This window comes from Streptomyces tropicalis, assembly GCF_029269835.1.
GTDB classification, from domain to species: domain Bacteria; phylum Actinomycetota; class Actinomycetes; order Streptomycetales; family Streptomycetaceae; genus Streptomyces; species Streptomyces tropicalis.
Genome location: NZ_JARJBB010000003.1, coordinates 402,529 through 429,118, shown reverse-complemented (window position 1 = coordinate 429,118; position 26,590 = coordinate 402,529). Strand labels below are relative to the sequence as shown.

At 73.9% G+C, this 26,590-nt stretch carries 23 protein-coding genes and 1 pseudogene; 5 read left to right on the top strand and 19 right to left on the bottom strand.

Annotated elements, in window-relative coordinates; genetic code table 11:
- Positions 1-7 precede the first annotated feature (7 nt).
- The 6 genes from hydA to P3H78_RS08425 form a co-directional block, all read right to left on the bottom strand.
- Positions 8-1,408: a dihydropyrimidinase gene (gene hydA, locus P3H78_RS08450; RefSeq protein WP_276108207.1), complete on the bottom strand. Its 1,401-nt coding sequence runs from the start codon at positions 1,406-1,408 to the stop codon at positions 8-10.
- A 55-nt stretch (positions 1,409-1,463) separates the two neighbouring features.
- A complete protein-coding gene (locus P3H78_RS08445; protein ID WP_276108206.1) occupies positions 1,464-2,306 on the bottom strand; it encodes a nitrilase-related carbon-nitrogen hydrolase in 843 nt (280 codons plus the stop codon).
- Positions 2,307-2,486: 180 nt separating this feature from the next.
- Entirely contained in the window at positions 2,487-4,070 is a 1,584-nt protein-coding gene (locus tag P3H78_RS08440) for a PucR family transcriptional regulator (RefSeq protein WP_276108205.1), read from the bottom strand.
- An 89-nt stretch (positions 4,071-4,159) separates the two neighbouring features.
- Positions 4,160-5,443, bottom strand: coding sequence for an aspartate aminotransferase family protein (locus tag P3H78_RS08435; protein ID WP_276108204.1), 1,284 nt, complete (start codon positions 5,441-5,443; stop codon positions 4,160-4,162).
- Entirely contained in the window at positions 5,440-6,282 is an 843-nt protein-coding gene (locus P3H78_RS08430; protein WP_276108203.1) for a nitrilase-related carbon-nitrogen hydrolase, read from the bottom strand. Before P3H78_RS08430 ends, P3H78_RS08435 begins: the two co-directional genes overlap by 4 nt.
- A gap of 546 nt (positions 6,283-6,828) precedes the next feature.
- Entirely contained in the window at positions 6,829-7,080 is a 252-nt protein-coding gene (locus P3H78_RS08425) for a helix-turn-helix domain-containing protein (RefSeq protein WP_276108202.1), read from the bottom strand.
- 32 nt (positions 7,081-7,112) lie between these two features.
- Between P3H78_RS08425 and map the strand changes: the two genes are divergently transcribed.
- Both map and P3H78_RS08415 read left to right on the top strand, forming a co-directional pair.
- Positions 7,113-7,889 carry a type I methionyl aminopeptidase gene (gene map, locus P3H78_RS08420; protein ID WP_276108201.1) on the top strand — a complete coding sequence of 259 codons (777 nt, stop codon included), beginning with the start codon at positions 7,113-7,115 and terminating at the stop codon, positions 7,887-7,889.
- A 146-nt stretch (positions 7,890-8,035) separates the two neighbouring features.
- Positions 8,036-10,600, top strand: a complete 2,565-nt coding sequence (locus P3H78_RS08415) for an ATP-dependent Clp protease ATP-binding subunit (protein WP_276108200.1) — start codon at positions 8,036-8,038, stop codon at positions 10,598-10,600.
- Between the two features lie 205 nt (positions 10,601-10,805).
- Here the strand turns inward: P3H78_RS08415 and ggt are convergent, their stop codons facing one another.
- The gene (gene ggt, locus P3H78_RS08410) at positions 10,806-12,608 is read right to left on the bottom strand and encodes a gamma-glutamyltransferase (RefSeq protein ID WP_276108199.1); all 1,803 of its coding nucleotides are present in this window, start codon (positions 12,606-12,608) and stop codon (positions 10,806-10,808) included.
- Positions 12,609-12,712: 104 nt separating this feature from the next.
- On the opposite strand from ggt, the gene P3H78_RS08405 reads away from it, so the two are divergent.
- Together P3H78_RS08405 and P3H78_RS08400 are read left to right on the top strand one after the other, a co-directional pair.
- Positions 12,713-13,510: a hypothetical protein gene (locus tag P3H78_RS08405; protein WP_276108198.1), complete on the top strand. Its 798-nt coding sequence runs from the start codon at positions 12,713-12,715 to the stop codon at positions 13,508-13,510.
- A gap of 147 nt (positions 13,511-13,657) precedes the next feature.
- The gene (locus P3H78_RS08400; protein WP_276108197.1) at positions 13,658-15,229 is read left to right on the top strand and encodes a CocE/NonD family hydrolase; all 1,572 of its coding nucleotides are present in this window, start codon (positions 13,658-13,660) and stop codon (positions 15,227-15,229) included.
- A 425-nt stretch (positions 15,230-15,654) separates the two neighbouring features.
- Here the strand turns inward: P3H78_RS08400 and P3H78_RS08395 are convergent, their stop codons facing one another.
- The 10 genes and pseudogenes from P3H78_RS08395 to P3H78_RS08350 form a co-directional block, all read right to left on the bottom strand.
- On the bottom strand, positions 15,655-16,104 hold the full coding sequence (locus tag P3H78_RS08395; RefSeq protein ID WP_276108196.1) for a DUF6278 family protein: 450 nt from the start codon (positions 16,102-16,104) through the stop codon (positions 15,655-15,657).
- A gap of 229 nt (positions 16,105-16,333) precedes the next feature.
- Positions 16,334-16,702, bottom strand: a pseudogene (locus tag P3H78_RS08390) (GtrA family protein); the annotation flags it as partial.
- A 299-nt stretch (positions 16,703-17,001) separates the two neighbouring features.
- Positions 17,002-17,781, bottom strand: a complete 780-nt coding sequence (locus tag P3H78_RS08385) for an exodeoxyribonuclease III (RefSeq protein ID WP_276108195.1) — start codon at positions 17,779-17,781, stop codon at positions 17,002-17,004.
- A gap of 74 nt (positions 17,782-17,855) precedes the next feature.
- The gene (locus tag P3H78_RS08380) at positions 17,856-18,491 is read right to left on the bottom strand and encodes an MBL fold metallo-hydrolase (protein ID WP_276108194.1); all 636 of its coding nucleotides are present in this window, start codon (positions 18,489-18,491) and stop codon (positions 17,856-17,858) included.
- Between the two features lie 105 nt (positions 18,492-18,596).
- Complete coding sequence (pcaDC, locus tag P3H78_RS08375) at positions 18,597-19,898, bottom strand: bifunctional 3-oxoadipate enol-lactonase/4-carboxymuconolactone decarboxylase PcaDC (RefSeq protein WP_276108193.1); 1,302 nt, start codon at positions 19,896-19,898, stop codon at positions 18,597-18,599.
- A 147-nt stretch (positions 19,899-20,045) separates the two neighbouring features.
- Complete coding sequence (locus P3H78_RS08370) at positions 20,046-21,437, bottom strand: diacylglycerol/lipid kinase family protein (RefSeq protein ID WP_438827922.1); 1,392 nt, start codon at positions 21,435-21,437, stop codon at positions 20,046-20,048.
- A gap of 107 nt (positions 21,438-21,544) precedes the next feature.
- The gene (locus tag P3H78_RS08365) at positions 21,545-21,970 is read right to left on the bottom strand and encodes a DUF7144 family membrane protein (RefSeq protein ID WP_276108192.1); all 426 of its coding nucleotides are present in this window, start codon (positions 21,968-21,970) and stop codon (positions 21,545-21,547) included.
- Positions 21,971-22,004: 34 nt separating this feature from the next.
- Positions 22,005-22,481: an SHOCT domain-containing protein gene (locus P3H78_RS08360; RefSeq protein ID WP_276108191.1), complete on the bottom strand. Its 477-nt coding sequence runs from the start codon at positions 22,479-22,481 to the stop codon at positions 22,005-22,007.
- A 171-nt stretch (positions 22,482-22,652) separates the two neighbouring features.
- Positions 22,653-24,011, bottom strand: coding sequence for a hypothetical protein (locus P3H78_RS08355; RefSeq protein ID WP_276108190.1), 1,359 nt, complete (start codon positions 24,009-24,011; stop codon positions 22,653-22,655).
- Positions 24,012-24,246: 235 nt separating this feature from the next.
- Positions 24,247-24,909, bottom strand: coding sequence for an HdeD family acid-resistance protein (locus P3H78_RS08350; protein ID WP_276108189.1), 663 nt, complete (start codon positions 24,907-24,909; stop codon positions 24,247-24,249).
- Positions 24,910-25,215: 306 nt separating this feature from the next.
- Here P3H78_RS08350 and P3H78_RS08345 point away from each other — a divergent pair, with 306 nt between their 5' ends.
- The gene (locus tag P3H78_RS08345) at positions 25,216-25,701 is read left to right on the top strand and encodes a potassium channel family protein (RefSeq protein ID WP_313884390.1); all 486 of its coding nucleotides are present in this window, start codon (positions 25,216-25,218) and stop codon (positions 25,699-25,701) included.
- 16 nt (positions 25,702-25,717) lie between these two features.
- On the opposite strand, the gene P3H78_RS08340 is transcribed toward P3H78_RS08345, so the two are convergent.
- Complete coding sequence (locus P3H78_RS08340; RefSeq protein WP_276108187.1) at positions 25,718-25,915, bottom strand: DUF8691 family protein; 198 nt, start codon at positions 25,913-25,915, stop codon at positions 25,718-25,720.
- Between the two features lie 127 nt (positions 25,916-26,042).
- Entirely contained in the window at positions 26,043-26,561 is a 519-nt protein-coding gene (locus P3H78_RS08335) for a hypothetical protein (RefSeq protein WP_276108186.1), read from the bottom strand.
- Positions 26,562-26,590: the final 29 nt, after the last annotated feature.

The window sequence follows — 26,590 nt, the reverse complement described above, 5'->3', positions numbered from 1 at the left end:
GCCACTCCTAGTTGAGGTACTGACAGGTGGAGCGCGGGGTGTAGACGCCGTGGCGGGCGCGGCCGGTGTACTCCCGCTCGGTGATGACGGGCTCGCCGCGCGAGAGCACGGTCTCGACGCGGCCGGTGATGCGCCGCCCCTCGTAGGCCGAGTAGTCCACGTTCATGTGGTGGGTCTCGGCGGAGATGACCTGCTCGGCGTGCGGGTCGTAGACGACGACGTCCGCGTCGGCGCCCGGGGCGATGGTGCCCTTCTTCGGGTACAGGCCGAACATCCGGGCCGGGGTGGCGCAGGCGATCTCGATCCAGCGGCGGCGGGAGATGTGGCCGTCGACGACGGCCTGGTGCAGCAGGTCCATGCGGTTCTCCACGCCCGGCATGCCGTTGGGGATCTTGGAGAAGTCGCCGCGGCCGAGCTCCTTCTGGCCCACGAAGCAGAAGGGGCAGTGGTCGGTGGAGACCACCTGGAGGTCGTTGGTGCGCAGGCCCCTCCACAGCGCCGCCTGGTGCTCCCTGGGACGCAGGGGCGTGCTGCAGACGTACTTTGCGCCCTCGAAGTCGGGCTCGGCGAGGTTGTCGGTGGACAGGAACAGGTACTGCGGGCAGGTCTCGCCGAAGACGTTCAGTCCGTCGTCGCGGGCGCGGGTCAGTTCGGCGACGGCCTCCTGCGCGGAGACGTGGACCACGTACAGCGGCGCTCCGGCGACCTGTGCGAGCCGGATCGCGCGGTGGGTGGCCTCGGCCTCCAGCAGCGCCTTGCGGACCTCGCCGTGGTGGCGCGGGTCGGTCTCGCCGCGGGCGAGGGCCTGTTCCACGAGCACGTCGATCGCGATGCCGTTCTCCGCGTGCATCATGATCAGGCCGCCGTTCTCGGCGGCGCGCTGCATGGCGCGCAGGATCTGGCCGTCGTCGCTGTAGAACACGCCCGGGTAGGCCATGAACTGCTTGAAGGAGGTGACGCCCTCCTCCACCAGCAGGTCCATCTCCTTGAGGGTGTCCTGGTTGACGTCGGAGACGATCATGTGGAAGCCGTAGTCGATCGCGCAGTTGCCCTCGGCCTTGGCGTGCCAGGCGTCCAGGCCCTCGCGCAGCGAGCCGCCGACGCTCTGGATGGCGAAGTCGACGATCGTAGTGGTGCCGCCCCAGGCCGCGGCCCGGGTGCCGGTCTCGAAGGTGTCGGCGGCGTAGGTGCCGCCGAAGGGCATCTCCATGTGGGTGTGGCCGTCGACGCCGCCCGGGATCACGTACTTCCCGGTCGCGTCGATGGTCCGCTCGGCCGTGAAGGCCTCGGCGGCCGGGGTGCCGGACGCGGCGAGGGCGGCGATGCGGCCGTCCTCGATCAGGACGTCGGCGTGGAGCTCGTCGGAGGCGGTGACGACGAGGCCGCCGCGGATGACGGTTCGGCTCATGCTTCCTCTCCTTCCGGTCGTGGGTGCACGGGAGGTCACGCGGGGCACCCGGGGGTCAGGGGGCGGTCAGCGGGGAGTAGGTGCCGGGCTCGCGGTCCCGGTAGAACTGCCAGCGGTCGCGGACCTCGCGCAGCTTGGCCATGTCCAGGTCGCGCACGACGAGTTCGGTCTCCTTGTCGCTGGCGACCTCGCCGATGAACTGCGCCTCCGGGTCCACGAAGTACGAGGTCCCGTAGAAGTCGTTGTCGCCGTACTCCTCGACGCCGACCCGGTTGATCGCGCCGACGAAGTACTCGTTGGCGACGGCGGCCGCCGGCTGCTCCAGCTGCCACAGGTAGCCGGACAGTCCGCGCGAGGTCGCCGACGGGTTGAAGACGACCTCGGCGCCGCCGAGGCCGAGGGCCCGCCAGCCCTCCGGGAAGTGACGGTCGTAGCAGATGTAGACGCCGATCCTGCCGACGGCGGTGTCGAAGATCGGCCATCCGCCGTTGCCCGGACGGAAGTAGAACTTCTCCCAGAAGCCCTTGACCTGCGGGATGTGGGTCTTGCGGTACTTGCCGAGGTACGAGCCGTCCGCGTCGATCACGGCGGCCGTGTTGTAGAGCACGCCGGGCTGCTCCTCCTCGTACATCGGTAGGATGAGGATGATGCCCAGCTCCCTGGCCAGCGACTGGAAGCGCTGCACGATGGGGCCCTCGGGGATCTGCTCGGCGTACTCGTAGAACGCCGGGTCCTGGACCTGGCAGAAGTACGGTCCGTAGAACAGCTCCTGGAAGCACAGGACCTGGGCGCCCTGGGCGGCCGCGTCGCGGGCCGCCTGCTCGTGGACGCGGATCATCGACTCCTTGTCGCCGGTCCAGGCGGTCTGGAAGAGGGCGGCTCGGATCACTCTGCTCATCGGGACCTCCACTCGTTCGGTGTGCGGCGAGCGTAGGGAAGGGGGCGAGCCCGCTTCGATGTGCACCGTGTCACGTCTGCGCGGGTGCGGCGTGCCACTGTGTCACTCTGGCCCTGCCCCATGTTTCACCGCCGTTTTCCCAGCTCGTGCCGCGTTGCCCGGCTGTTTCGGACGTCGGGGTCACTGTTGTTGCGCATCGTGCGCGAGGAGCGCGATGTGCACCGAAGCGGCCTGCTCGAAGTCGTCGAGGTCGACGCCGAGCCGGCTCTGTATGACCTCAAGGCGGCGGTAGAGCGCGGGCCGGGAGACGTGGTGCAGCTGGGCGGTGCGGGACTTGTTGCGGCCGGTGGCGAGGTAGGTGCGCAGCACGGACAGCAGGTCGTCGTCGCCGGGTTCGAGCAGCCCGTCCAGCTCCCGCTCGGCGAAGGACTGCACGTGCGGGTCGTCGCGCAGCAGCCGGACGAGGCCGCGCAGATGGACGTCCCGCAGGCGCACCACGGGCGGCAGGGCGAGGCCGGCCGCGGAGTCCGCGACGGCGTCGGCGACGTGCCGGGCCTCGCGCAGTCCGGCGGGCACGTCGTCCCACGCGGTCCGGGCGTGCGCGGCGGCCACGACGGTGCGGGCGGTGCCGGACTCGGCGCGCAGCCGCGCCGCGAAGTGCGTCGTGAGGGCGTCCGCGTCCTGGTCGCGGGCGAGGCTGAGCAGGACGGCGGTGGCGTCGTCGGCGAGTTCGGCGACCAGCCCGGACAGGCCCAGCAGGCGCAGCAGGCGGTCGAGTTCGGCGGGTGAGCCGTGGCGGACGACGAGGGGGACGAAGGTGCGCCGGTTGACGGGCAGTCCGGCGGCGCGCGCCCGGGGCAGCAGCTGCCGGGCCGGTACCACGCCGCTGACCAGGTCGGTGAGCAGGCTCTGCGCGGACTGCTCCTCCCACGAGCAGGCGACGGTCCCGCCGAGCATGCGGTGCAGGACGAGGGCCTCGGCGGCGCGGTCGGCGAGCAGCCGTCCGGTGGCCGTGTCGCCGCGGTGCCCGCAGAGCAGGATCCGGCCCCAGCGCTCGCCGCGGCCGCCCAGCTCGGCGCGGATCCAGCCGTCGCCCTCGCTGCCGCCGGCCTGCCGGGCGATGCGTTCCCAGTCGCGCAGCACGTCGTCCACCGCCGGACGCTCCCCCGCGGTGGCGAGGACGCGGTGGGCGAGGTTGGTGACGACGACGGGGCAGGCGCTGTGCGCGGCGACCTCGTCGAGCAGCCGCTGCAGCGGGGCGCCCGCGGTGATCAGCGCGGTGAGCGCGGTGCGCACGGACTCCGACAGGCTGACGGCGGCGAACTTCCGCCGCACCAGGCGGGACTGGACCTCCTCGGTCAGCTCCGCGAAGGGGAAGGGGCGGTGCAGCACCACCAGGGGCAGTCCGCAGCGTTCGGCCGCCCGGCGCATCACGTCCGGCGGAGCGGGGAAGGCCCGGCCGAGGCCGAGGACCACGGCGGCCGCCTCCGCGCGGTGCAGCGAGCGGATGTACTCGGCCTGCTTGTCCTCGTCGCCGGCGAGCAGCACGCCGGTGGTCAGCACCATCTCGCCGCCGCTGAGCATCACGCCGACGTCGGCGGCCTCGGCGACGTGCACCCAGCGCACCGGCCGGTCGAGCTGACCCGCGCCCGCCACGACCTCCGGCTCCCCGGCCAGCACCCGCTCCAGGGTGAGGACCTGGCGGACCGACAGGGCGGATTCGGGCTGCCCGGTGGGCTTCAGGGCTTCCGAGGCGGTGGTCATGGCGTGTTCCCTTGCTCGGACCGGCTCGGACCGGTGCTTCCGACCCGGCCCCCGGTCGCCGGTCGGAGCCGGGGGCCGGGGGCCGGTTGCTACTGCGCGCTCCGCAGCGCGCGTTCGAGGATCGCGGCGCCCTCCTCGGCCTCCGCGACGGTCAGGGACAGGGGCGGGGCGATGCGCAGGGCGCTGGTGTCGTGGCCGCCGCCCTTGCCGATGAGCAGGCCGTCCGCGCGGGCCGCCTCCAGCACGGCGGCGGCCGCCCGCGGGTCGGCGCGGTCCGTGCCGGGTACGGCCATCTCCACCCCGATCATCAGGCCGCGCCCGCGCACCTCGCGCACCCCGGGAAGCTGCGCGGCGACGGCCCGCAGCCGCTCGATGAGCAGGCCGCCGACCCGCCGGGCGTTGCCCTGGAGGTCGTGTTCCAGGAGGTACGCGAGGTTTGCGAGGCCGGCCGCCATGGTGAGCTGGGTGCCGCCGAAGGTGGAGATGCTGTTGGCGTCCAGGCAGTTCATGATCTCGGCGCGGGCGACGACGCCGCCGATGGACATGCCGTTGCCGACGCCCTTGGCGAAGGTGAGCATGTCCGGCGGGCCGTTCTGTCCGTGGGCCTGCCAGCCCCAGAAGTGGTCGCCGGTGCGGCCCCAGCCGGTCTGCACCTCGTCGGAGATCCACAGCACGCCGTGCTCACGGAGGATCTCGCGGAAGGCGCCGAGGAGTCCGTCCGGGCCGGAGGTGAACCCGCCGACGCCCTGCACGGGTTCGGCGATCAGGGCGGCGGGCGGCCGGGTGTGGCCGAGCAGGTCCCGCAGGTCGTCGGTGCAGGCGGCGACGAACGCGTCGTCGTCCAGGTCGGCGAACGGGCCGCGGGTGCGGACGCCGCCGTGCACGTAGAGGGTCTGCAGCGGGGACAGCGAGGTCGGGGACCAGCCGCGGTTGCCGGTGATGCCCACCGTGCTGAAGGAGCGGCCGTGGTAGCTGTTGCGCAGGGCCAGGATCGCGTTGCTGCGGCGGTGGGCGGTGGCGAGCAGCAGGGCGGTGTCGTTGGCCTCGGTGCCGGAGGTGGTGAAGAAGACGCGGGCGTCCGGGATGCCGCTCACCTGGGCGATGCGTTCGGCCAGTTCCACCATCGGGCGGTTGAGGTAGAGCGTGGAGGAGTGGATGATCCGGCCGGCCTGCTCGCTCACCGCCTTCGTCACCTCGGGCAGCGCGTGCGCGGTCATGGTGGTGAGGATGCCGCCGAAGAAGTCCAGGTAGCGCCGCCCGTCGGCGTCCCAGACGTGGCGGCCCTCGCCGTGGGTGATCTCGATGGGGTCCTCGTAGTAGAGGGCCAGCCAGTCGGGCAGGACGGCCCGGTGACGGGCGTACAGGTCGCTCATGGCCGGACCAGCCCTTCGTAGGCGTCGGGACGGCGGTCGCGGTAGAAGGCCCACTGCTGCCGGACCTCGTCGATCAGCTGGAAGTCGAGGTCGCGGACGAGGAGTTGCTCCTTGGTGTCGTCGGCGACGTCCCCGACGAACTGCCCGCGCGGGTCGACGAAGTACGAGGTCCCGTAGAAGTCGTTGTCGCCGTACTCCTCGCGGCCCACGCGGTTGATCGCGGCGACGAAGTACTCGTTGGCGACGGCGGCCGCCGGCTGTTCCAGCTTCCACAGGTGGGCGGACAGGCCGCGGTGGGTGACCGAGGGGTTGTAGACGAGCTGGGCGCCGCCCAGACCGAGCTGCCGCCAGCCCTCGGGGAAGTGGCGGTCGTAGCAGATGTAGACGCCGACCTTGCCGACGGCGGTGTCGAAGACGGGCCAGCCGAGGTTGCCGGGGCGGAAGTAGAACTTCTCCCAGAAGCCCTTCACCTGGGGGATGTGGTGCTTGCGGTACTTGCCGAGGTAGGTGCCGTCGGCGTCGATCACGGCGGCGGTGTTGTAGTAGAAGCCCGCCTGCTCGACCTCGAAGACGGGCACGACGACGACCATGCCGGTCTCACGGGCGAGGTCCTGCATCCGGCGCACGGTCGGCCCGTCCGGGACCGGCTCGGCCCAGCGGTAGTGCTCCGGGTCCTGGACCTGGCAGAAGTAGGGCGCGTTGAAGACTTCCTGGAACCCGATGACCCGGGCGCCCTCACGGGCCGCCGCCCGGGCGTGCTCCTCGTGTTTGGCGATCATGGACGCGGTGTCGCCGGTCCAGGTGGCCTGGACCAGGGCCGCGCGGACGACGTTGGCCATGAGCTGCTCCTTCGGCGGTACGTCACAGCCTCTACGCACGTAGAGCAGGGCGTAGAGGGTCGAACGTAAGCCCCCGGGACCGCCTTGCCAAGACCATCGTCGCGAACCCGCGGAGTCGATCACGATTCACACCCCTGTGGGTGAGTGAGGGGTGACCGGGCGGGACGTCCCGCCCTGCCCGGGAGGGCCGGACGGGGTCTGAGGGGGGTGTGGGACGGGTGGGCCCGGGAGGTGTCCCGGGTGGTCGGCCGGCGCGGCCCGCGACGCGGAGAGCGTGCACGAGGTCCCCGAGGGGCTCCCCGGACACGCCCCGGGCGGCCTCCAGGAGCAGGGGGGCCGGCCGCCGCGGGCCCTCCCCCGCGCTGCGCGCCGCCCCCTCCGGGGTGCGCGCCCGGACGTAGGCGTCGAGCAGGACCGGCACCTCGCGGTGGCGCCCGAGCGCGGCGAGGCCCAGCACGGCCCTGCCGACCTCGGCGGCGGGGCGTGCGACGCCGTGCCGCGGGATGCCCTCCGCGCCGCCGGGCCGGCCCCTCGGACGGGGCGGCGTCAGACCGGGAGCGGCGTGCAGTGTTCGGCCAGCTCGTCCATGGACAGGCCGAGGGCGCGGGCCAGCGCCGCCACCGTGAAGAAGGCCGGTGTCGGGGCGCGGCCCGTCTCGATCTTGCGCAGGGTCTCCGCGGAGATCCCCGCACTCGCCGCGACCGCGGTCATGCTGCGGCCGCCGCGGGCCTCGCGCAGCAGCCGGCCGAGCCGCTCGCCGCGCTCGCGTTCTTCGGGGGTGAGGGGGGTGCGCACCATGCCGTCATTCTAATACCGGTATAGTAATTGGCATGGTGGAGCTGAAGACGGACACATCGATCGAGGCCATGTACGAGGCGGGCCAGGTGGTCGCGCGGACGCTGACCGCCGTGCGCGAGGCCGCCGGCGTCGGCGTCTCCCTGCTGGAGCTTGACGGCCTGGCGCGCGGGACCCTGCGCGAGGCGGGCGCGACGTCGCCGTTCCTCGGCTACCGCCCCTCCTTCGCCCCGGTCCCCTTCCCGGCCGTCCTGTGCGCCTCGGTGAACGACGCGATCGTGCACGGCGTCCCCACCCGGTACCGGCTGCGCGACGGCGACCTGGTCTCCCTCGACTTCGGCGCCGAGCTGGGCGGATGGGCCGGCGACTCGGCCGTCAGCTTCGTCGTGGGCGAGCCGCGCCCGGCCGACGTCCGTCTGGTGGAGACCGCCGAGCGCGCGCTGGCCGCGGGCATCGCGGCGGCCGTCGTCGGCAACCGCATCGGGGACATCGCGCACGCCGTCGGCACGGTGTGCCGGGCGGCGGGCTACGGCATCCCGGACGGATTCGGCGGCCACGGCATCGGCCGGCGCATGCACGAGGACCCGCCCGTGCCGAACGAGGGGCGCCCCGGCCGGGGCCTCCCGCTGCGCCACGGCATGGTCCTCGCGATCGAGCCGATGCTGATCGCCGGCGGCACCGACGGCTACCGCGCGGCCGCCGACGGGTGGACCCTGCGCACCACCGACGGGTCCCGCGCGGCCCACGTGGAGCACACCGTGGCCGTCACGGACGCGGGCCCGCGCATCCTCACGGAGCGGCGTCCCGACTGACCCGGCCCGCCCTCCGGGACGCCTCCTCCAGCCCGCGCCGCCCGGCGCCTTCCGGACATGCCCCGCGGTGCAGATCGTGACATCGTGGCAGGAACCACCCGGCCGGGTGACCGGCGCCGGCATGTCGTCAGGCACGGAGGGACGCGATGACCAACGGCTTCATCGGCCCGGAGGACGACCCCTTCGGTGAATTCCTCGCCCGCTTCTTCAGCGGCCCGCGCCCCGGCCCCCGGCAGATCGACATCGGACGGCTGCTGAGCCAGCCCGCCCGGGAGCTCGTCCGGGGCGCGGCCCAGTACGCAGCCGAGCACGGCAGCCGGGACCTGGACACCGAGCACCTGCTGCGCGCCGCACTGACCGCGGAGCCCACCCGGAGCCTGCTCAGCCGGGCCGGCGCGGACCCGGAGTCGCTGGCGACGCAGATCGACGAGCGGTCCGGTCCGGTGCAGCACCCCCCGGGCGAGGCCCCGCCGCCCACCTCGCTCTCGCTCACCCCGGCCGTCAAGCGCGCCCTGCTGGACGCGCACGACATGGCCCGGGCGAGCGGCGCCGGGCACATCGGGCCCGAGCACGTGCTGAGCGCCCTGGCGGCGAACCCGGACTCCGCGGCCGGCCACATCCTCAACGCGGCCCGCTACGCGGCCGGCAGCGGCCTGCCGCCGGAGCCGGCGGAGTCCGCGCAGCAGCGCGTCGAGGGCCGGCGGCCGCGGCACTCCGCGACGCCCACCCTGGACAAGTTCGGGCGGGACCTGACCGATCTGGCCCGGCAGGGGCGCATCGACCCGGTGATCGGGCGCGACCAGGAGATCGAGCAGACCATCGAGGTGCTCTCCCGCCGCGGCAAGAACAACCCCGTGCTCATCGGCGACGCGGGCGTCGGCAAGACCGCCGTCGTGGAGGGGCTGGCGCAGCGGATCGCCGACGGCGACGTGCCCGACGTGCTGGCCGGCCGCCGGGTCGTGGCGCTGGACCTCACCGGGGTGGTGGCGGGCACCCGCTACCGGGGCGACTTCGAGGAGCGGATGACGAGCATCGTGGGCGAGATCCGCGACAACTCCGACCGCCTGATCGTCTTCATCGACGAGCTGCACACCGTCGTCGGGGCCGGGGCGGGCGGCGAGGGCGGGGCGATGGACGCGGGCAACATCCTCAAGCCCGCGCTCGCCCGCGGCGAGCTGCACGTGGTGGGCGCGACGACACTGGAGGAGTACCGCCGGATCGAGAAGGACGCGGCGCTGGCCCGCCGGTTCCAGCCGATCCTGGTGTCCGAGCCGTCCGTCGAGGACGCCGTCGAGATCCTGCGCGGGCTGCGCGACCGCTACGAGGCGCACCACCAGGTCCGCTACACCGACGAGGCGCTGGTGGCCTCGGTGGAGCTGTCCGACCGCTATCTGTCCGACCGGCGGCTGCCGGACAAGGCGATCGACCTGATCGACCAGGCAGGCGCGCGGGTGCGGCTGCGCGCGCGGACCAAGGGCACGGACGTCCGGGCCATGGAGCGCGAGCTCGAGCACCTCGTCCTCGACAAGGACCACGCGGTCGCGGACGAACAGTACGAGCAGGCCACGCAGTTGCGGGACCGGATCAACGAGCTGAAGCAGCAGATCACGGCGGCGAGCGGGGACGAGGAGGCCGACGAGGGGCAGAACCTGGTGGTCACCGCGGAGGCGATCGCCGAGGTGGTCTCGCGGCTGACCGGCATCCCGGTGAGCAGCCTCACCCAGGAGGAGAAGGACCGGCTGCTCGGCCTGGAGGAGCATCTGCACCGGCGGGTCGTCGGGCAGGACGAGGCCGTCGCCGCCGTCGCCGACGCGGTGCTGCGCTCCCGCGCCGGGCTGGCCAGCCCGGACCGGCCGATCGGCAGCTTCCTGTTCCTCGGCCCGACCGGCGTCGGCAAGACCGAGCTGGCCCGGGCGCTGGCGGAGGCGCTGTTCGGCAGCGAGGACCGGATGGTGCGACTGGACATGAGCGAGTACCAGGAGCGGCACACGGTCAGCCGGCTGGTGGGCGCCCCGCCCGGATACGTGGGGCACGAGGAGGCCGGGCAGCTGACCGAGGTGGTGCGGCGCCACCCGTACTCGCTGCTCCTCCTGGACGAGGTGGAGAAGGCGCACCCGGACGTCTTCAACATCCTGCTGCAGGTGCTCGACGACGGGCGGCTCACCGACGCGCAGGGCCGCACGGTGGACTTCACGCACACCGTGATCGTGATGACCAGCAACCTCGGTTCGGAGGCCGTCTCCCGGCGCGGCGCCGGGATCGGTTTCGGGGCGGGCGACGGCGAGGCGGACGAGGAGGCGCGCCGGGAGCAGGTGCTGCGGCCGCTGCGCGAGCACTTCCGCCCCGAGTTCCTCAACCGGATCGACGAGATCGTCGCCTTCCGCCGGCTCAGTCCCGAGGAACTGCGGCAGATCACCCAGCTGCTGCTGGAGGGGACCCGCAGGCTGCTGAAGGCGCAGGGCGTGGGCGTGGACTTCACGGAGGCCGCGGTGGACTGGCTGTCGCGACGCGGGTTCCAGCCGGAGTACGGCGCGCGTCCGCTGCGCCGCACCATCCAGCGGGAGGTGGACAACCACCTGTCCCGGCTGCTCCTCGACGGCCGCATCGCCGAGGGCGGGCGGGTCATGGTGGACGCGGTGGACGACCGGCTGACCTTCCGCACGGACGGCACCGGGGACCCGGCGGCCGCACCGGCCCCGTCCACCCCCTGACCCGAACCCGGCGCCGCCCGGGATCCCCCGGCGCGTCCGGCGCGCGGCGCGCCCGCCACGGCCCCGGTATGCGGCCCCGCACGATCCGACGGCGGATCGTGCCGGAAGGCGCCGGAAGCCGGACGGCGGCCACCACGTGACCCGCTCGGCCCGGTGCCGGGTGGTGCGGCGGGGCGGACCGACGACCGGCCCGCCCGCGACGTCGTCACGGGGCCGGGTCCACCACCATCGCCGAGCCGCCGCCCCGGCGCACCTTCTCCGCCGCGGCCAGCCACTTGCCGTTCGGCAGCCGCTGTACTCCGGTGGCGGCGCCGATCTCGGGGTTGAGGGTGAAGGAGTGCCCGATCGCCTCCAGTTGCCTGCGCGTCGCGCTGTCGTACAGGCCGGGTTCGAGTTCGGTGGTCGCCGCGTTGCGCTGGCTGGCGCGCGGCGCGGCGATCGCGTCGACCAGCGGCAGCCCTCGGTCGAGGAACTCGGTCAGCGTCTGGAGCACGGTGGTGATGATGGTCGCGCCGCCGGGCGAACCGAGCGCGACCACGGGCCGGTCCTGCCGGTCGAGGACGATGGTCGGCGAGATCGACGAGCGCGGCCGCTTGCCCGGACCGGGCAGGTTCGGGTCGTGCACGGCCGGGCTGGCCGGGGCGAAGGAGAAGTCGGTCAGCTCGTTGTTGAGCAGGAATCCCCGGCCGGGGACGGTCATGCCGCTGCCGCCGGTCTGCTCGATGGTGAGGGTGTAGGACACGACGTTGCCCCACCGGTCGGCGACCGTGAGGTGGGTGGTGTTCTGCCCCTCGTAGGTGGTCGGGGCCGCCTTGCCGCCCTTCTGGCAGGGTGCCGGGTGGCGCGGGTCGCCCGGGGCGAGGGGGCTGTGCAGGACCGCGTCGTCCTTGATGAGGCAGGCCCGCGAGTCGGCGAACCGCTGCGACAGCAGCCCCTTCGTCGGTACGTCCTCGTAGGCCGGGTCGCCGACCCAGCGTCCGCGGTCGGCGAAGGCGATGCGGCTGGCCTCGATGTAGTGGTGCAGGTACTGGACCTCGCTGGCCTTCGAGAGGTTCGTCCGCTCCAGGATGTTGAGCGCCTCGCCGACCGTGGTGCCGCCGGAGGAGGAGGGCGCTATGGAGTAGACGCCGAGGCCGCGGTACGAAGTCCTGGTCGGTGCCTGGTACTTGGCGCGGTAGGCGGCGAGGTCCTGGTCCGACAGCTTGCCGGGCCGGGCGTTCCAGCCGGACTTGGGGTCGACCGGCGGGTGGTCGGCGGTGCGGGTGATCGCGTCGCCGATGTCGCCGTGGTAGACCGCGTCGGTGCCCTTGTCGCCCAGTTCCTCGTAGGTGCGTGCCAGTTCGGGGTTCTTGAAGGTGGAGCCGACGGCCGGGAGCTGCCCGCCGGGCAGGAACAGGCGTGCAGTGTCCGGGAAGTAGCGGAACCGGGTCTCGTTGGCGGCCGTCTGCGAGCGGAAGGTGTCGTCGACGGTGAAGCCGTCGCGGGCGATCCGCTCGGCGGGCCGCAGCACCGAGCCGAGCCGCCGGGTGCCCCAGGCGTCCAGGGCGGCCTGCCAGGTGGCGGGGGTGCCGGGGGTGCCGACGCTGAGGCCGCTGCTGACGGCGTCGTTGAAGGCGAGGGGTTTGCCGTTCTCCAGGAAGAGGCCGGAGTCGGCGGTCCGCGGAGCCGTCTCGCGCCCGTCGATGGTGTGCACCGAGCGGGTCCGGGCGTCGTAGTAGACGAAGTAGCCGCCTCCGCCGATGCCGGAGGAGTAGGGCTCGGTGACGCCGAGGGCGGCGGCGGTGGCGACGGCCGCGTCGACGGCGTTGCCGCCCTTGCGCAGCACCTCGATGCCGGCGGCGGAGGCGTCCGGGTCGACGCTGGCCACGGCGCCGCCGTAGCCGACCGCGACGGGAGTCTTCTCGGCGGCCGGCCGGGCTCTGCCGTCCGGGGGCGCCGTGGCCCCCACCGACACCAGGGCGGCCGACACCGCGAGAATGGCCAGTTTGCGTGCGACAGGGCGACGCATCCGCACCTCCAGTCCGAGACCGTCCGCGCAGCCTAAACCATTGCCATGGCCTCGTCAGGACCGTCTCGAACACTGTTCCGCCCGAACCGCTAGCATGCGCGGGCATGACCGACGACGTGCGCAACATCGTCCTGGGTGTGATAGCCGCCGGCATCAGTGCCGCGCTGGGCTGGCTCGCCCGCACCTACCTGTGGCGGCGCAGGCTCCGCCGCAAGCAGGCCTTCTTCGGGATGCCGGACAACTCCGAGTCGCTGCTCGTGGTCAACCGGGACGCCGGCGGGCCGGAGTTGACGGTGACCCGGCACGACGTGTTCGCCCTGCTGGAGCTGTCCGCCCTCATCAAGGACTGCCACGCCGCCGCCCAGGTCGTCGCGCACGACGCGACCCAGCAGGGCTTCGGCGAGCGCACCGAGTTCTGCGTCGGCGGGCCCGCCTCGAACCGCCGGATGGCCGCACACCTTCACTCCCTGCTGCCCGGCGTCCGGGTGAACGTGGAGGCCGAGCCGGGGCCGGACCGCGGCGCGTTCCGGATCGGCGGCGAGCAGTACCGGATGGAGGCCGGGCGCAGCGAGTACGTGCTGCTGGCGCGCCTGACCGTCGGGGAGCGCCGCACGTCCCGGCCGGTGTTCCTGTTCTGCGGCCAGCGGGCGATCACCAACCAGGCCGCCACCCGCTACCTCGCCCGCCACCACGAGCGGCTGACCCGCAAGTACGGCAACGGCTCCTTCGTCCTGCTGCTGAAGGTGGTCAACTCGCAGGCGTACGGCCCCGACGTGGTGGAGCTGGTCGCGGACGTGACCCGCGCGGCGCAGACGCCGCTCCCGGAGCCGGAGCAGGCGCCGGCCCGGCCCCCGGCCCGCACCTCGCGCGCCTCGCGTGCCTCGCACCGCGCGGCCGACTGACGGGCGGGCGGTCCGCCGGGCCCGGCGGACCTGTGGTGGAGGCGTCAACAAGCTTTACCCGTACGTAACTTACCGACAGGTTACTTCCGGTAAGGCGCCGAGGTTACCGTCTGGTCACTTTGCACTGACACGAGTGAGGAGTGGTCCGTGGGAACCCACCGCACGAAGACCCTGCGCACGACCGCCGTGGGCGCCGTCTCGGCCGCCCTGATCGCCGGCGGCGTCCTCGGCTCCGCCCCCGCCGCGCAGGCGGCCCCGGGCGGCGTCCGCTTCGTCGACATCACCGGCGACGGCGGCACCGTCCTGAAGTGCAACGTGGTGACCCCGGCGGGCGCCGACGGCTCCCGCCGGTACCCGCTGGTCGTGATGCCCACGAGCTGGAGCCTGCCGCAGGTGGAGTACCTCGCCCAGGCGCAGAAGCTCGCCGACGCCGGCTATGTGGTCGTCAGCTACAACGTGCGCGGCTTCTGGCAGTCCGGCGGGCAGATAGAAGTGGCCGGCCCACCGGACTGGGCCGACGCCTCGAAGGTGATCGACTGGGCTCTCGCCCACACCCCGTCGGACCCGCGCCACATCGGCATGGCGGGCGTGTCGTACGGCGCCGGCATCAGCCTGCTCGCCGCCGAGCACGACCCCCGGATCAAGGCGGTGGCCTCGCTCAGCGGCTGGGCCGATCTGATCGCCTCGATCTACTCCGGCCGCACCCAGCACGTCGAGGCCGCCGCCCTGCTGGACGGCACGGCCACCGTCACCGGCCGCGAGAGCCCCGAGGTCCGGCGGGTCTTCGACGACTTCTACGCCGGCGACCTGGCCAAGGAGCCGCAGTTGATCGCCTGGGGGCGCAAGCGCTCCGCCGCGACCTACGTCGACCGGCTCAACCGCAACGGCACGGCGGTCATGCTCGCCAACGCCTGGGGCGACAGCATCTTCTCGCCCAACCAGTACACCGACTTCTACGAGAGACTGACCGGCCCCAAGCGCCTGGAACTGCGGCCCGGCGACCACGCGACCGCCGAACTGCCCGGCCTGTTCGGACTGCCCAACGACGTGTGGAGCGACACGCGGCGCTGGCTCGACCACTACCTGCGGGGTGTGGACAACGGCATCGACCACGAGCAGCCGGTGCAACTGAAGTCCCGCTCCGCGGGCGGCTACGAGGGCTACCCGGACTGGAAGTCGGTGGGCGCGACCCGGCGGAAGGTCGACCTGGCGGGCACCTCCACCGTCCACGCCAACGTCGACTCCGGGGCGGACGGCGGGGTGGTGTTCCTCTCCAGCACCCTCGACCAGGTGGCGAGGATCCCGCCGATGGCCTGGATGCCGCTGCTGCCGCGCCGCTGGGCCGCGGTGTGGCAGTCGGAGCGGTACGCCGCCCCGCAGCAGGTGCGGGGCGCCGCCACGGTCCACACCACGCTCACCCCGAACCGGGAGCGCGGCACCTTCATGGCCTATCTGTACGACGTGGGCCCGCTCGGCCTCGGCAAGCTGGTCACGCACGCGCCGTACACCTGGTACGGGCGGACACCCGGCCGCCCGTTCGGCGTCGACCTGCCGTTGTACTCGACGGCCTACGACGTCCCGACCGGTCATCGGCTGGCCCTGGTGGTCGACACGGTCGACCCGCTCTACAGCGAGCACAACCCGTCCGGCGCGCAGCTGACCTTCTCCTCGCCTGCGGACGATCCGTCGTACGTGTCCGTCCCGCTGCGCGAGAAGTGATCTCCGGCTGCCGCCGGCCGGGTATGGCTCTGTGGACTGCTGCCCCCTGCGGTCGAGGGCCGTGGGGGGTACCCACCCGGCAGCAGCGTCCCGTTCCCCGTGGAGTTCGGCCGGATCACCGACAGCACAGGGATGAACGGCACATCCTAGTCGAGGTCCGACGCGTCGGGCCGGGCGGTGGGGCAACCGCTCGTCGGCGAGCGGGAAGCGGGACGTGGCGCGCCCTTCAGCGGCACCACCAGCCGCTTGATGAGGTGACGTCACGCAGCTCGATCAACGGATCGACGGCCATACCCAGCCCCACTCGCTCTCAGCTGTGTCGTGGTTGCCGCAAACTATCCAGCTCCGACCGGACTTGACACCCGACACGCACCCTTCTGGCATTAGCCGTATTTACGTGGTGCCGTCGTGCGAGGACCCCGGGGCTATGCCTCGGCGGCCTCCGCGTACACCTGCGAGAGCTCCGGGACCCCGGCGACGGCCCAGCCCTGACCGGCCGTCACCACGTCGACCTCACGTCCGGACGCCAGCCGCACGACCGGCGTCCCGCCCGGCAGGATCCGCCATCCGGCGCCGGGGACGGTGCGCACCACGACGGTGCCGAGGTAGAGCCCCGCGTCGTTGCCCAGCCGGGGCAGGGTCTCCTCGTCGTCGCGCCAGCGCGGCAGCAACTGGTCCAGCGCCTCCAACGAGGCGGCGGTGTCGTCGAGTCGGAGTCCGGCCCCGGCCGCCTGGGAGCGCAGCAGCTCGCATTCGGAGAGCAGTTCGGCCGGGCTCTCCCGGCCCCCGGTGTCCTCGGCGTCCTCGGAGAACACCGCGACCGCCGAGGCGGACCCGTGCCTCCTGCGCCATCTGCCCAGAAAGGGGATGTCCATCACCCCAGCGTGGCACTCCCACCGGCCTCCGCACCACAGGCGCGCGGCCCTGGTTCCCGCAGCCGTGCGGGCCCGGCACGCGGGGGCCTCAGTCGGGACCGGCCGGCTCCAGGGCGGGCCGGAGTGCCGGGTCCGGGAGGGGCAGCGGGGGTGCCGGGGGCGGAAGCGGGAGTGCCGGGGCACGGAGCGGGAGCGGGGATGCGGCCGGTGCGGGGCGGCCGCGGCCCCGCTCGGCGCGGGACAGCATGATCGTGCGGGACAGCAGGAAGGTGACCGGGACGGCCGCGGCCGACGCGAGCAGCGGGCCGAGGCGGCTCCCGGTGTGCAGGAGGTCGACGCTCACGTACACACCGGCCGTCGTGACGAGGAAGGTGGTCGCGTTGGTCAGCGGGAAGAGCAGGAACTTCCGCCAGGTGGGCCGGGTGCGGTAGGTGAAGCGCGCGTGCAGGAAGAAGGCCGTGGTCATGCTCAGCAGGAACGCGAGGACGTGCGCGGCGAGATACGGCAGGGCCGTCAGGAGCAGCAGGTAGAGGCCGTAGTACGTCGCGGTGTTGACCGTGCCGACCAGGACGAAGGCGAGGGCCTGGCGCCGGATCAGGTGCGGGGGCGCGGTGCGCGCCGGGGGGCGGGGCCCTTCGTGGTGCCGCACGGCGTCCGGTTCTCCGTTCCTCGTGTGCCGGCCGCCTCCGCGCGGAGGTGCGGGCGCCCCGGGGCTGCGTCGCGGGAGGGGCACGGCTCGGCGCCGGGCCCCGATCCCTGGCGGATCCGGCCGGGGTGCGCCGGGGGTCCGCCGTAGGAGACGGACGGCGGGCCCGGAGGGTTGCACGGCGGGGGCACGGCGGCCGGAGCGCCGGACGAACCGGGGCGCGCGGGCGGCCCGGCGCGCCGTACGGTCCGCTACGCGTCCAGGTCCACGACCACCGGTGCGTGGTCGGAGGCGCCCTTGCCCTTGCGCTCCTCGCGGTCCACGTAGGCGTCGGTGACCGACTTGGCGAAGGGCGCGTTGGCGTACACCAGGTCGATGCGCATGCCGCGGTTCTTCGGGAAGCAGAGCTGGCGGTAGTCCCAGTACGTGTACGGCCGGTCGTACTTCAGGGGGCGCGGGACCACGTCGCTCAGGCCGGCCTCGCGCAGGCCGGCCAGGGCGGCGCGCTCGGCGGGGGTGACATGGGTGCTGCCCTCGAAGGCGGCCGTGTCGTAGACGTCGTCGTCGGTGGGGGCGACGTTGTAGTCGCCGAGGACGGCGAAGGGGCGGTCGCCGGACGCGTCGCCCGCGACCGCCGCGCGCAGCGCCTCGAACCACTGGAGCTTGTACGCGTAATGGGGGTGGTCGACCTCGCGGCCGTTGGGCACGTAGACCGACCAGACGCGGACCGGGCCGCAGGTCGCCGCGAGGGCGCGGGGCTCCTGGACGCCGTCGTAGCCCGGGTCGCCGGGCAGGCCCTTGACCACGTCGGTGAGGCCGACGCGGGAGAGCACCGCCACGCCGTTCCACCGGCCGGTGGCGTGGACGGCGGCCTCGTAGCCCGCGTCGCGCAGCTGCTCGAACGGGAACTGCTCCTCGGCGATCTTGGCCTCCTGGAGGCACAGCACGTCGGTGCCGCTGCTCTCCAGCCAGGCCAGGAGCCTCGGGAGGCGGGCGGTGATCGAGTTCACGTTCCAGGTCGCGATGCGCATGTCCTCCAAAGTACCGGGCGGGTACGACAACGCCCCCGTCCGGCCGCCGCGCCCCCCGGCCGCCGCTCCGGGCGTCAGACCTCGGCGGACGTGCCGGGCGCGAGGCGCAGGTGCTCGGCGCCGCCCAGGGCGCCGATCTGGCGGTCGTAGATCGGGCGGGCGAGGTCGGTGAGGAGGGCGTCGTGGACGTCGTAGGCGCGCTGCGGCGCGACCTCGCGGACGTAGTCGATGACTTCGGCGATCTTGTTCCAGGGGGCGTGCACCGGCAGCATCAGCGTTTCGACGGGGCGGCCGGGCACGGTGAGCGCGTCGCCGGGGTGGAAGACGCGGCCGCCGTCGATCAGGTAGCCGACGTTGGTGACGCGCGGGATGTCCGGGTGGATCACCGCGTGCAGCTCGCCGTGGACCTCGACGTCGAAGCCGGCGGCGGTGAAGGTGTCACCGTGGCCGACGGTGCGGACACGGCCCGGGAAGGCCGCGGTGAGCTGCTCCGCCACGGACCTCAGGGTCCAGATCCGGCAGTCCGGGTCGGCCTCCAGCGCGGCGCGCAGCCGGCCCTCGTCGAAGTGGTCGGGGTGCTCGTGGGTGACGAGGATCGCGTCCGCGCCGACCGCTGCGTCCTCCTCGCTGAACCCGCCGGGGTCGACGACGAGGGTCCGCCCGTCCTTCTCGAGGCGGATGCAGGCGTGCGACTTCTTCGTGAGCTTCATGCGTCCCATCCTGCCCCGCGGGCCCGCACGCGGGGCGCCGCCCGGGGGTGTTCCCGGTCCCCGGACCGGGCGGACGCCGGCCGGGGGGACAGGCGGCGGGGCCGCTCACTCCGTCGGGGTGGTCTCCTCGCGGATCACCTGCTGGGCCACCCGGAAGGCGCGGCCGGCGGCCGGGACGCCGCAGTGCACGGCGGTCTGCAGCAGCACCTCCTTGATCTCGCCCGGGGTGAGGCCGGTGCGCAGGGCGGCCCGCAGGTGGGAAGCGAGGTCGTCCTGGTGGCCGCCCGCGACCAGCGCGGTGAGGGCGACGGCGCTGCGGGTGCGGCGGTCGAGGCCGGGCCGGTTCCACACCTCGCCCCAGGCGTACCGGGTGAGGAGCTCCTGGAAGTCGCCGGAGAAGTCGTCGGCCCCGGCCAGCTCATGGTCCACATGGGCGTCGCCGAGGACCTCGCGGCGGAGCTTGAGCCCGGCGTCGTGGGGGTCCGGACGGCCGCCGCCCGCGACGGCGGGCGGCGCGGCGGCCGGGGCGATCTCGGCGACGGGTACGGGCTGCGGGGGCGCGGCCAGGACCGGCTTGACCGGGGGCGCCACGATGGCCATGTGGCCGGTGCTCCGGTCGTAGCCGGGCTGCCATGCGGTGGAGAAGTGCCGCACCAGCAGGTCGGTGACGGCGCCGGGCTGTTCGACGGGCACCAGGTGGGAGGCGCCGGGGACCACCGCGAGGCGGGCGTCGGGGACGCCGGCCACCAGGGTGCGGGCCTGGGCGGGGCCGGTGACCTGGTCCTCGGAGCCGACCAGGACCAGCGTCGGCACGCCGATGCGGGCGAGTTCGGCGCGGACGTCGAAGGAGGCGAGCGCCTCGCATGCGGCTATGTAGCAGCCGGGGTCGGTGGTGCGGACCATCTGCACGGCCCACTCGGTGATCGCGGGCTGCGCCGCAGCGAAGCCGGCGGTGAACCAGCGGTCCGGGGAGGTACGGGCGATGGGGTCGAGTCCGTTGGTGCGGACGATCACCCCGCGCTGCCGGAACTCGTCGGCGGTGCCGAAGCGGGGCGATGCGGCGATCAGCGCGAGGGACGCCAGGCGCTCGGGGTGGCGGAGCGCCAGCTCCATGCCGATCGCGCCGCCGAGGGCGCAGCCCGCGTAGCCGACGCGCTGCACGCCGAGCCCGTCCAGGGTGGCGAGCAGACGGTTCGCCAGGTCCGCGACCGAACCGGTGGGGTGCGCGGGGGCGCCGCCGTGGCCCGGGAGGTCGAAGCGGAAGACGCGCCACTGCTTGGTCAGTTCGGGAATCTGCCGGTCCCACATGTGCCAGGTGGTGCCGAGGGACGGTCCCAGGATCAGGACCGGGGCGTCTTCCGGTCCGTCAAAGCGGTACTGCAGGGGTGCGGCCGTCTTCTCACTCACTCGGCTCACGCTCTCATGCCCCACGCATTCTCACGCGGCTGGGTGCGGTTGCCGCGCACTCCCTCCCAGATTGTGGCGAGTTCGCGGAGATCCTCTGCCTGCCCACCTCCCCTCTGTCGCCCGTGGGCCGTGGCGTGATAAGCGAGTTCACCCGCCGGTCCGGGTGCGGTGCCGGGCCAGGTCCCGGACGCGGCGCCAGTCGGCGGGCGGGCGGCGGGGCGGGGTGCCGGGGCGGCGGCGCGGGACGCGGACCCGCAGGGCCCCGGGGACGATCCGGCACACGACGGGTGCGGGCAGCCGGACGGACTCGCCGTCGATGCCCACCGCGACCGTGGGGGTGTCGGCCTCGACGACGACGTCGGGCGCGGTCAGCCGCAGCACCCCGGCGGCCGGCCCCTCGCCGGGGCCGTCCGGGGTGTCCGGGGCGTGGGCGCCGGCCAGGACGCCGACGGCCTCGGCGGCGTTGTCGACGCGGACGCACAGGACGCCGAGCAGCCCGGAGTCCAGCCGCTCCCGGCGCCCGGGGTGCGCGGTGTCGACGAAGCGGCGGTAGGGGTTGTTGCTGACCAGCAGCGCCTGGAGGCCGTCGAGGCGGGTGGCCCCGGCGCGCATCCGCAGCCGGGGCGCGGCGTCGCCGGTGAGGAGCGGCGGCAGTGCCTGCAAGGTGGTGCGCAGCTTCTCCTCCCGGTAGGCGGGATCGCCGACCACGGCCGCGTAGACGCCGAAGGAGGCGTTGTTGACGAACACCCGGTCGGCGGCGAAACCGAGGTCGACGCGGAGTTCCACGCCGTCGGTGAGGGCCTCCAGGGCGGCCGCGGGGTCCTCGCGGTCGAGGCCGAGGTCGAGCGCGAAGTGGTTGCGGGTGCCGGCCGGGATCACCAGGAACGGCAGGTCGTGGGCGGCCGCGACCTCGGCCACCAGCGCCTGCGTTCCGTCGCCTCCGGCCACCGCGAGCAGGTCGGCCCCGTCACGGACCGCCTGCCGGGCCCGCTCGGCGACGTCGTCGTGGCCGCCGGGGTCGAGCAGGACGACGTCGGCTCCCGCCGCCCGCGCCCGCTCGGCCAGCCGGAACCTGGCGACCTTGCCGTCGCCCGAGCGCGGGTTCATCGCGACCCAGGGCCGCAGCGGCGGCGCGACGGCCGCCTCCGGAGGCGGGGACGCGGCGGCGCGCGGGGTCAGCGCGACGCGCGCGGCCGCCAGGGCCAGCGCCCAGAGCGCCAGGGAGAGCACGGCCGGCATCAGCAGCCCGTGCCGGGCGTAGAGGGCGAGGACGGCGAGCGGGGCCGCGACGACCAGGACGAGGCCCGCGATCCGTACGAGTCCGGCGTGGGCGAGCGCCCACCACAGGCCGGCGGCCGCGAGGACCAGCCCGGCGACGCCGAGCAGGACCCACGCCGCGCCGGCCGCGCCGGCCGCGGCCGGCGGGACGAGTGCGGCGGCGAACAGGGTGATCAGGGCCAGGCGCGCCCAGACCGCGGGGGTCCAGCGCGAGGCCGCCGCCGGCCGTCCGGCGGACCGCTCCCGGCGTCCGGTCCGCACCGCGCTCCTCCTTTCCCCGGCCGGGCCCCGCACGACGGAGGGCGCGGGGGCCTCGTCGGCCCGCCGCACCCTCCTCCGGCGCAGCCCGGTCCCGGTCGGCACGGGGCCTACCGGGCGCCGGCGGGTCCCTCGGGGCGCACCACGCAGAGCGCCCAGATCACGAACCCGGAGATGGCGATGGCCACGATGGACCACACCGGGTAGTACGGCAGGGAGAGGAAGTTGGCGATGATGATGAGCCCGGCGATGACCACGCCGCCGACGCGTGCCCACATCGCTCCCTGGAACAGTCCCAGGCTGACGACCACGGCGGCCGCTCCGAGGAGGAGATGGACCCAGCCCCATCCGGTGAGGTTGAACTGGAACACGTAGTTGGGCGTGGTCACGAAGACGTTGTTCTTGGCGATGCCCATGATGCCGCGGAAGATGTCCAGCACGCCGCCGATCATGAGCATGACGGCGCCGAACATCATCAGCCCGGTTGCCCACTGCTGCTTCGCCGACTCCGGCTGAGCGTGGTGTGTGGTGGTCATCCTGGTGCCTCGTTTCCTTGTCGTCCGGCGTGTTCTAGCGGCCGGGGGTGGAGGGGGTGGAGGAAGGGGTGGAGGAGGAGGCCGGCCTGCCGGCGGGTGCGCCGCCGCTCAGGAGCTGGTCCTTGGCGCGGCCGAACTCCTCGTCGGTGATGTCGCCCCGGGCACGCATCTCGGAGAGCCTGGCGAGGTCGTCGACACCTCCGCCGCTGCCCGCGGTCTCGCGGATGTAGGAGTCGAACGCCTGCTGCTGGGCGCGGGCCTGCGCGACCTCGCGGCGGCCCATGTCCTTGCCGCGGGCGATGACGTAGACGAGGACCCCGAGGAAGGGCAGCAGGACGCAGAAGACCAGCCAGCCGGCCTTGGCCCACCCGCTCATGGAGTCGTCGCGGAAGATGTCGACGATGATCCGGAAGAGCAGGATGAACCACAGAATCCACAGGAAGAACCACAGCATGGTCCAGAAGGCGCTCAGCAGCGGATAGTCGTACGCCAGGTAGATCTGTGCGTTCATGTCTCTCCTCCGTTCCGGTCCTCGGCCCGGCTGCGGCTCGGTGCCGTTCTCAGCGTGCGCACGGCAAGAACCCCTCGGCCTCACCCGGGACGGGTGAGCGTGGGACGGCGCGAGCCCGGACCGCCGGACCCGCCGCCCCGCACCGTCGCAGGGGCCGCGTCGCGGCCCCGGTCACGGCACCGCACGGCCCGCTCCGCCCGAGGCCGGGGCGGCGTCCGGCCCGGCCGCGTCCGCGAGGACCGCCAGGGCGAACAGCACCACCAGGACGACGGCGAGGACGAGCGCCACCACCGCCGTGGTCGGGTAGTTCCAGAGCACCAGGGTCAGGGCGCCCGCGCCGATCACGATGCCGGTGGTCCAGGCGCGGTGGGTGTCCAGCCAGTGGCCGGCCGTGCCGGTGTGCAGGCCGCCGCGCTCCAGGGCCCGGCCGGTGGCGCCGGTGCCCTTCCGGGTCAGCGTGCGGACGCCGCGCGCGCCGCGTCCGGGTCCGTACAGGTAGGCGGCCAGGGCGGTGATCACGGCGACGACCAGGAGGGTGCGCGCGCTGTCGCGCAGGAAGCGGACGAAGGTGTCGAAGACGGCCGCGGCGGCGTCCGCAGGCAGGGCCGTCGGGGGGACGCTGTTGAGGTAGATCTGGCGCGCGACCGCGAGGGCGACCAGCAGCACCACCATCATCACGCCGATGCCGGAGGCGGTGACCAGCAGCATGAAGCGGTGCGCCGGGGCGGCCCAGACGGCGGCCGCGGCGAGGACGACGGCCAGCACCGGCAGCCAGATCCCGACGATGTTCAGCAGCCGCACCGCGTTCTGCGCCTTGGTGAGCTGTTCGGTCTGGAAGAGGGTGATCTGGCGGTCGGGGGTGGGGATGGCCGACGCCTTCTGGAAGCCGGCGTTCACCAGCTGCTGCTTGACCTGGTCCACGACGACCCCGATGTCCAGCTTCACCGTGTCGCCCTGGGCGCGCAGGGCGCCGTTCTGGTTGCCCGAGAGCATGCCGACCACCGCGGAGTGCGCACGCCGGTTGGCGTTCACCCACACCTCGCGGAACAGGTCGCTGGTGATCACCTTGTTGACGGTCCGGCGCACCACGTCGGTGACGGCGCTGCGCAGCGGACCGGTGAGCACGGTGGAGGCGTCGACGACCTTGGGCGGCGCCCCGGCGTTGGCGAGCGCCTTGGTCAGCGAGGCGGTGATCGCCTGCACGTCGATCTCGTCCACGACGCGGGTGGTCAGCCGGTCGGTGACGGCGTTCTGCACCACCGGGTCGGAGGCGAGCGGGGCGACGGTCTGGACGTAGCGGCCGGTGTCGAAGACCTGCGAGTGGACCCAGGCCGCGACGACGGCGAGCGGGGCGAGGACCAGCGTGAGGACCAGCAGGAGCGACGCCCCCACGCGGCGGGACCGCCGGTGGCGCAGTGTCGCGGCCCGGCGCAGGCGCTCGTACTCCTCGCGCTCCGCGGCGGACAGGGCGGGCCCGGGTTCCGGGGTGCCGCCGGGATCCGGCGGGCCGGAGGCTGGGGTCGGGGCCATGGGTCCTCCTGGGTCGTTCGGGCCGGCCGGTGGCCCGGCGGTGCGGGACCGGCCTCGTCCCGGGTGCGGTGCGGGGCGGCCCGGTCCCGGTGCGGTGGCCGCCCGGTCCGGTTCCCGGGCGGCGCGTGGCCCGTCGCCCGTGCGGTGCGTGTACGGTCCGTGCTTCGGTGGTGCGTGGCCGGTCCGCCGCCCGCGCAGGATCCGGGCGGGCGTGGCCGGCCGGGGCCGGCCCGGCTCAGGCCGGTGCGTGCGTGCCGGGCGGGGGTCCGCCGCCGTCCCGGCGCAGCGCGGCCCGCAGGGCGAAGGCGACGCCGATCTCCACCAGGCCGAGCAGCACCAGCCACAGGCCGAGCAGCCGGGTCAGCGCGACCGCCGACTGGAGCGGAAGCGCCAGCACCACGATCCCGGCGATCACACCGAGGGCCGCGGTGGCGAGGACGAGACCGCGGTGCGGCAGGTCCTTGGCGCCGATGGCCGTGTACGCGGTGAGCATCCCGGTGACCAGCCAGACGATCCCGACGATCAGCGACAGGGCCGCGACGGTCTGCATCGGGTGGCGCAGGCAGAGCACACCGGCGAGGACGAACAGCACCGCCATGAGCAGCCGGGGCAGGCGCTCGCCGTGCTCCGCCCGGGAGAACGCGGCGACGAACCGGAACGCGCCCACCACCAGCAGGTACAGCCCGATGACGACGGCCAGCACGTGCAGGGTCTCGTCGGGCCAGACCAGGATCAGCACGCCCGGCACGAGCGTCGCCAGCGCCGAGCCGAGCATCCAGCTCCAGGACCCGCCGAGTCCGGCGAGCATCTCCTCGGGGTCGCCGGCGGCACCCGTGGCCGTCCCGCCGGGGGTGTGTTCCGGCCCGGGTCGCGGTGCCGGATCACGCGATACGGTCATGGCTCCTCCTCGCGTGATCGGATCGGGTCGCTGCCCGGGCCGCCGACGGGACGGCGTGCGGGGACCTCACCCGGTCACGCTCCCTCGGCCGCGGGACGGCCGGGTCACCCGTGACGGGTGATTCGTCCGCACCGCCGCCGGAGTGAGGTCGCGGCCCGCCCCGCGCGGCGAGCGCGCGTACGGGGAACGGAACAGGTCGAGATGACCGAACCACCAGGTGCCGGGGCTCACGGCGCCCCTCGCGAGCCGTCCACGGGCCCGCCCGACCGCCGTCCTCGCCGGGGCCGGCGGGACGCCGTCGCGTCCGTGGTCCGGACCGTCCTCATCACCAGCGGCCTGGTGGCCACGTACTACTGGCTGCCGATGGACCAGGCCAACACGGTGACCACGTCGCTGATCCTGGTCGGCGGCCTGGTGGCGGTGGCCGCGGTGTTCGGCTGGGAGATCCGCGTCATCGTGCGCTCGCCGCACCCGCGGCTGCGGGCCGTCGAGGCGCTCGCCGCGACGCTGCCGCTGTTCCTGCTCCTCTTCGCCAGCGCCTACTACCTGCTGGAGCGTGCCGTGCCGGGGTCCTTCACCGAGCCGCTGACCCGGACGGACTCCCTGTACTTCGCGCTGACCACCTTCACCACGGTCGGCTACGGCGACATCGTCGCCCTGACGGAGCTGGGCCGGGTGATGGCGATGCTCCAGATGCTGGGCGGGCTGCTGCTGGTCGGCGTCGCGGCGCGGATCCTGGCGGCCGCCGTCCAGACGGGGCTGCGGCAGCGGGACCGGCGGCCGCCTCCGTAGCCGGGGCGTCCCGGCCTCACTCGGGCAGCCGGCGCATCTCCAGGACCTTCAGGCCCAGGGACTGGCAGCGGGCGAGCAGCTCGTAGAGGTGGGCCTGGTCCACGACCGGACCGAACAGCACGGTCTGGCCGGAGATCACGACATGGTCCAGCTCCGGGAAGGCTTCCGCGAGCGTCTCCGAGATGTGCCCGTCGACGCGGATCTCATAGCGCATGAGCTGCTCTCCCACGCGCGGCCCGGGGGCGGACCGCGCCGTTGCAGCGATCGTGCGCCGGACGCACCCGGCGGGGCCTCACCCGGCGCAGGTGATGCCGCGGCACGCCACCGGTCCGGACGGGCGTTCAGTGCTTGAGAGCCAGCTTGAAGGCGATGATCAGGAGGCCGATGACCAGGTTCACCGCCGCGCTGGAGGCGACCATGCCCCACGAGGCCCCGGCACGCCGCGCCGCCGCCGCGGACCAGCCCACCTGCCCGGCGACGGCGACCGCGAGCGCCAGCCAGACCGTGCCGCGCAGGTCCAGGCCCAGCAGCGGACTGACCGCCACCGCGAGCGCCGGGGGCACCGCCGCCTTCACGATGGGCCACTCGTCGCGGCACACGCGCAGCACGGTGCGGCGGTCCAGGGTCCGCTGGGCCAGCCGCGCGCCGAACAGGTGGGCGTGCACATGGGCGATCCAGAAGACCACTCCCGTGAGCAGCAGCAGGACGACCAGCTCCAGGCGGGGGAAGGCACCGAGCGCGCCCGCGCCGACGATCACGGAGGCGGCCAGCAGCGATCCGTAGACACCGCCGGTGTAGTCGGTGCGGGCCCGCCGCTCGGCGGTGCGGGCCTCGGCCTCGGCGGTACGGGTCCTGACCATGGCGGCGCCTCCGGGGGACGGCGGGTGCG

What these genes read in the sequence shown, in the direction of transcription:
- P3H78_RS08445 (WP_276108206.1), bottom strand. Translation starts at nt 2,306, where the DNA reads ATGAGCAGAGTGATCCGAGCCGCCCTCTTCCAGACCGCCTGGACCGGC.
- P3H78_RS08405 (WP_276108198.1), top strand. Translation starts at nt 12,713, where the DNA reads ATGACCGACGACGTGCGCAACATCGTCCTGGGTGTGATAGCCGCCGGC.
- P3H78_RS08365 (WP_276108192.1), bottom strand. Translation starts at nt 21,970, where the DNA reads ATGACCACCACACACCACGCTCAGCCGGAGTCGGCGAAGCAGCAGTGG.
- hydA (WP_276108207.1), bottom strand. Translation starts at nt 1,408, where the DNA reads ATGAGCCGAACCGTCATCCGCGGCGGCCTCGTCGTCACCGCCTCCGAC.
- P3H78_RS08395 (WP_276108196.1), bottom strand. Translation starts at nt 16,104, where the DNA reads ATGGACATCCCCTTTCTGGGCAGATGGCGCAGGAGGCACGGGTCCGCC.
- P3H78_RS08435 (WP_276108204.1), bottom strand. Translation starts at nt 5,443, where the DNA reads ATGAGCGACCTGTACGCCCGTCACCGGGCCGTCCTGCCCGACTGGCTG.
- ggt (WP_276108199.1), bottom strand. Translation starts at nt 12,608, where the DNA reads ATGCGTCGCCCTGTCGCACGCAAACTGGCCATTCTCGCGGTGTCGGCC.
- P3H78_RS08415 (WP_276108200.1), top strand. Translation starts at nt 8,036, where the DNA reads ATGACCAACGGCTTCATCGGCCCGGAGGACGACCCCTTCGGTGAATTC.
- P3H78_RS08385 (WP_276108195.1), bottom strand. Translation starts at nt 17,781, where the DNA reads ATGCGCATCGCGACCTGGAACGTGAACTCGATCACCGCCCGCCTCCCG.
- P3H78_RS08355 (WP_276108190.1), bottom strand. Translation starts at nt 24,011, where the DNA reads ATGGCCCCGACCCCAGCCTCCGGCCCGCCGGATCCCGGCGGCACCCCG.
- P3H78_RS08360 (WP_276108191.1), bottom strand. Translation starts at nt 22,481, where the DNA reads ATGAACGCACAGATCTACCTGGCGTACGACTATCCGCTGCTGAGCGCC.
- P3H78_RS08425 (WP_276108202.1), bottom strand. Translation starts at nt 7,080, where the DNA reads ATGGTGCGCACCCCCCTCACCCCCGAAGAACGCGAGCGCGGCGAGCGG.
- P3H78_RS08340 (WP_276108187.1), bottom strand. Translation starts at nt 25,915, where the DNA reads ATGCGCTATGAGATCCGCGTCGACGGGCACATCTCGGAGACGCTCGCG.
- P3H78_RS08335 (WP_276108186.1), bottom strand. Translation starts at nt 26,561, where the DNA reads ATGGTCAGGACCCGTACCGCCGAGGCCGAGGCCCGCACCGCCGAGCGG.
- P3H78_RS08380 (WP_276108194.1), bottom strand. Translation starts at nt 18,491, where the DNA reads ATGAAGCTCACGAAGAAGTCGCACGCCTGCATCCGCCTCGAGAAGGAC.
- P3H78_RS08350 (WP_276108189.1), bottom strand. Translation starts at nt 24,909, where the DNA reads ATGACCGTATCGCGTGATCCGGCACCGCGACCCGGGCCGGAACACACC.
- map (WP_276108201.1), top strand. Translation starts at nt 7,113, where the DNA reads ATGGTGGAGCTGAAGACGGACACATCGATCGAGGCCATGTACGAGGCG.
- P3H78_RS08440 (WP_276108205.1), bottom strand. Translation starts at nt 4,070, where the DNA reads ATGACCACCGCCTCGGAAGCCCTGAAGCCCACCGGGCAGCCCGAATCC.
- P3H78_RS08430 (WP_276108203.1), bottom strand. Translation starts at nt 6,282, where the DNA reads ATGGCCAACGTCGTCCGCGCGGCCCTGGTCCAGGCCACCTGGACCGGC.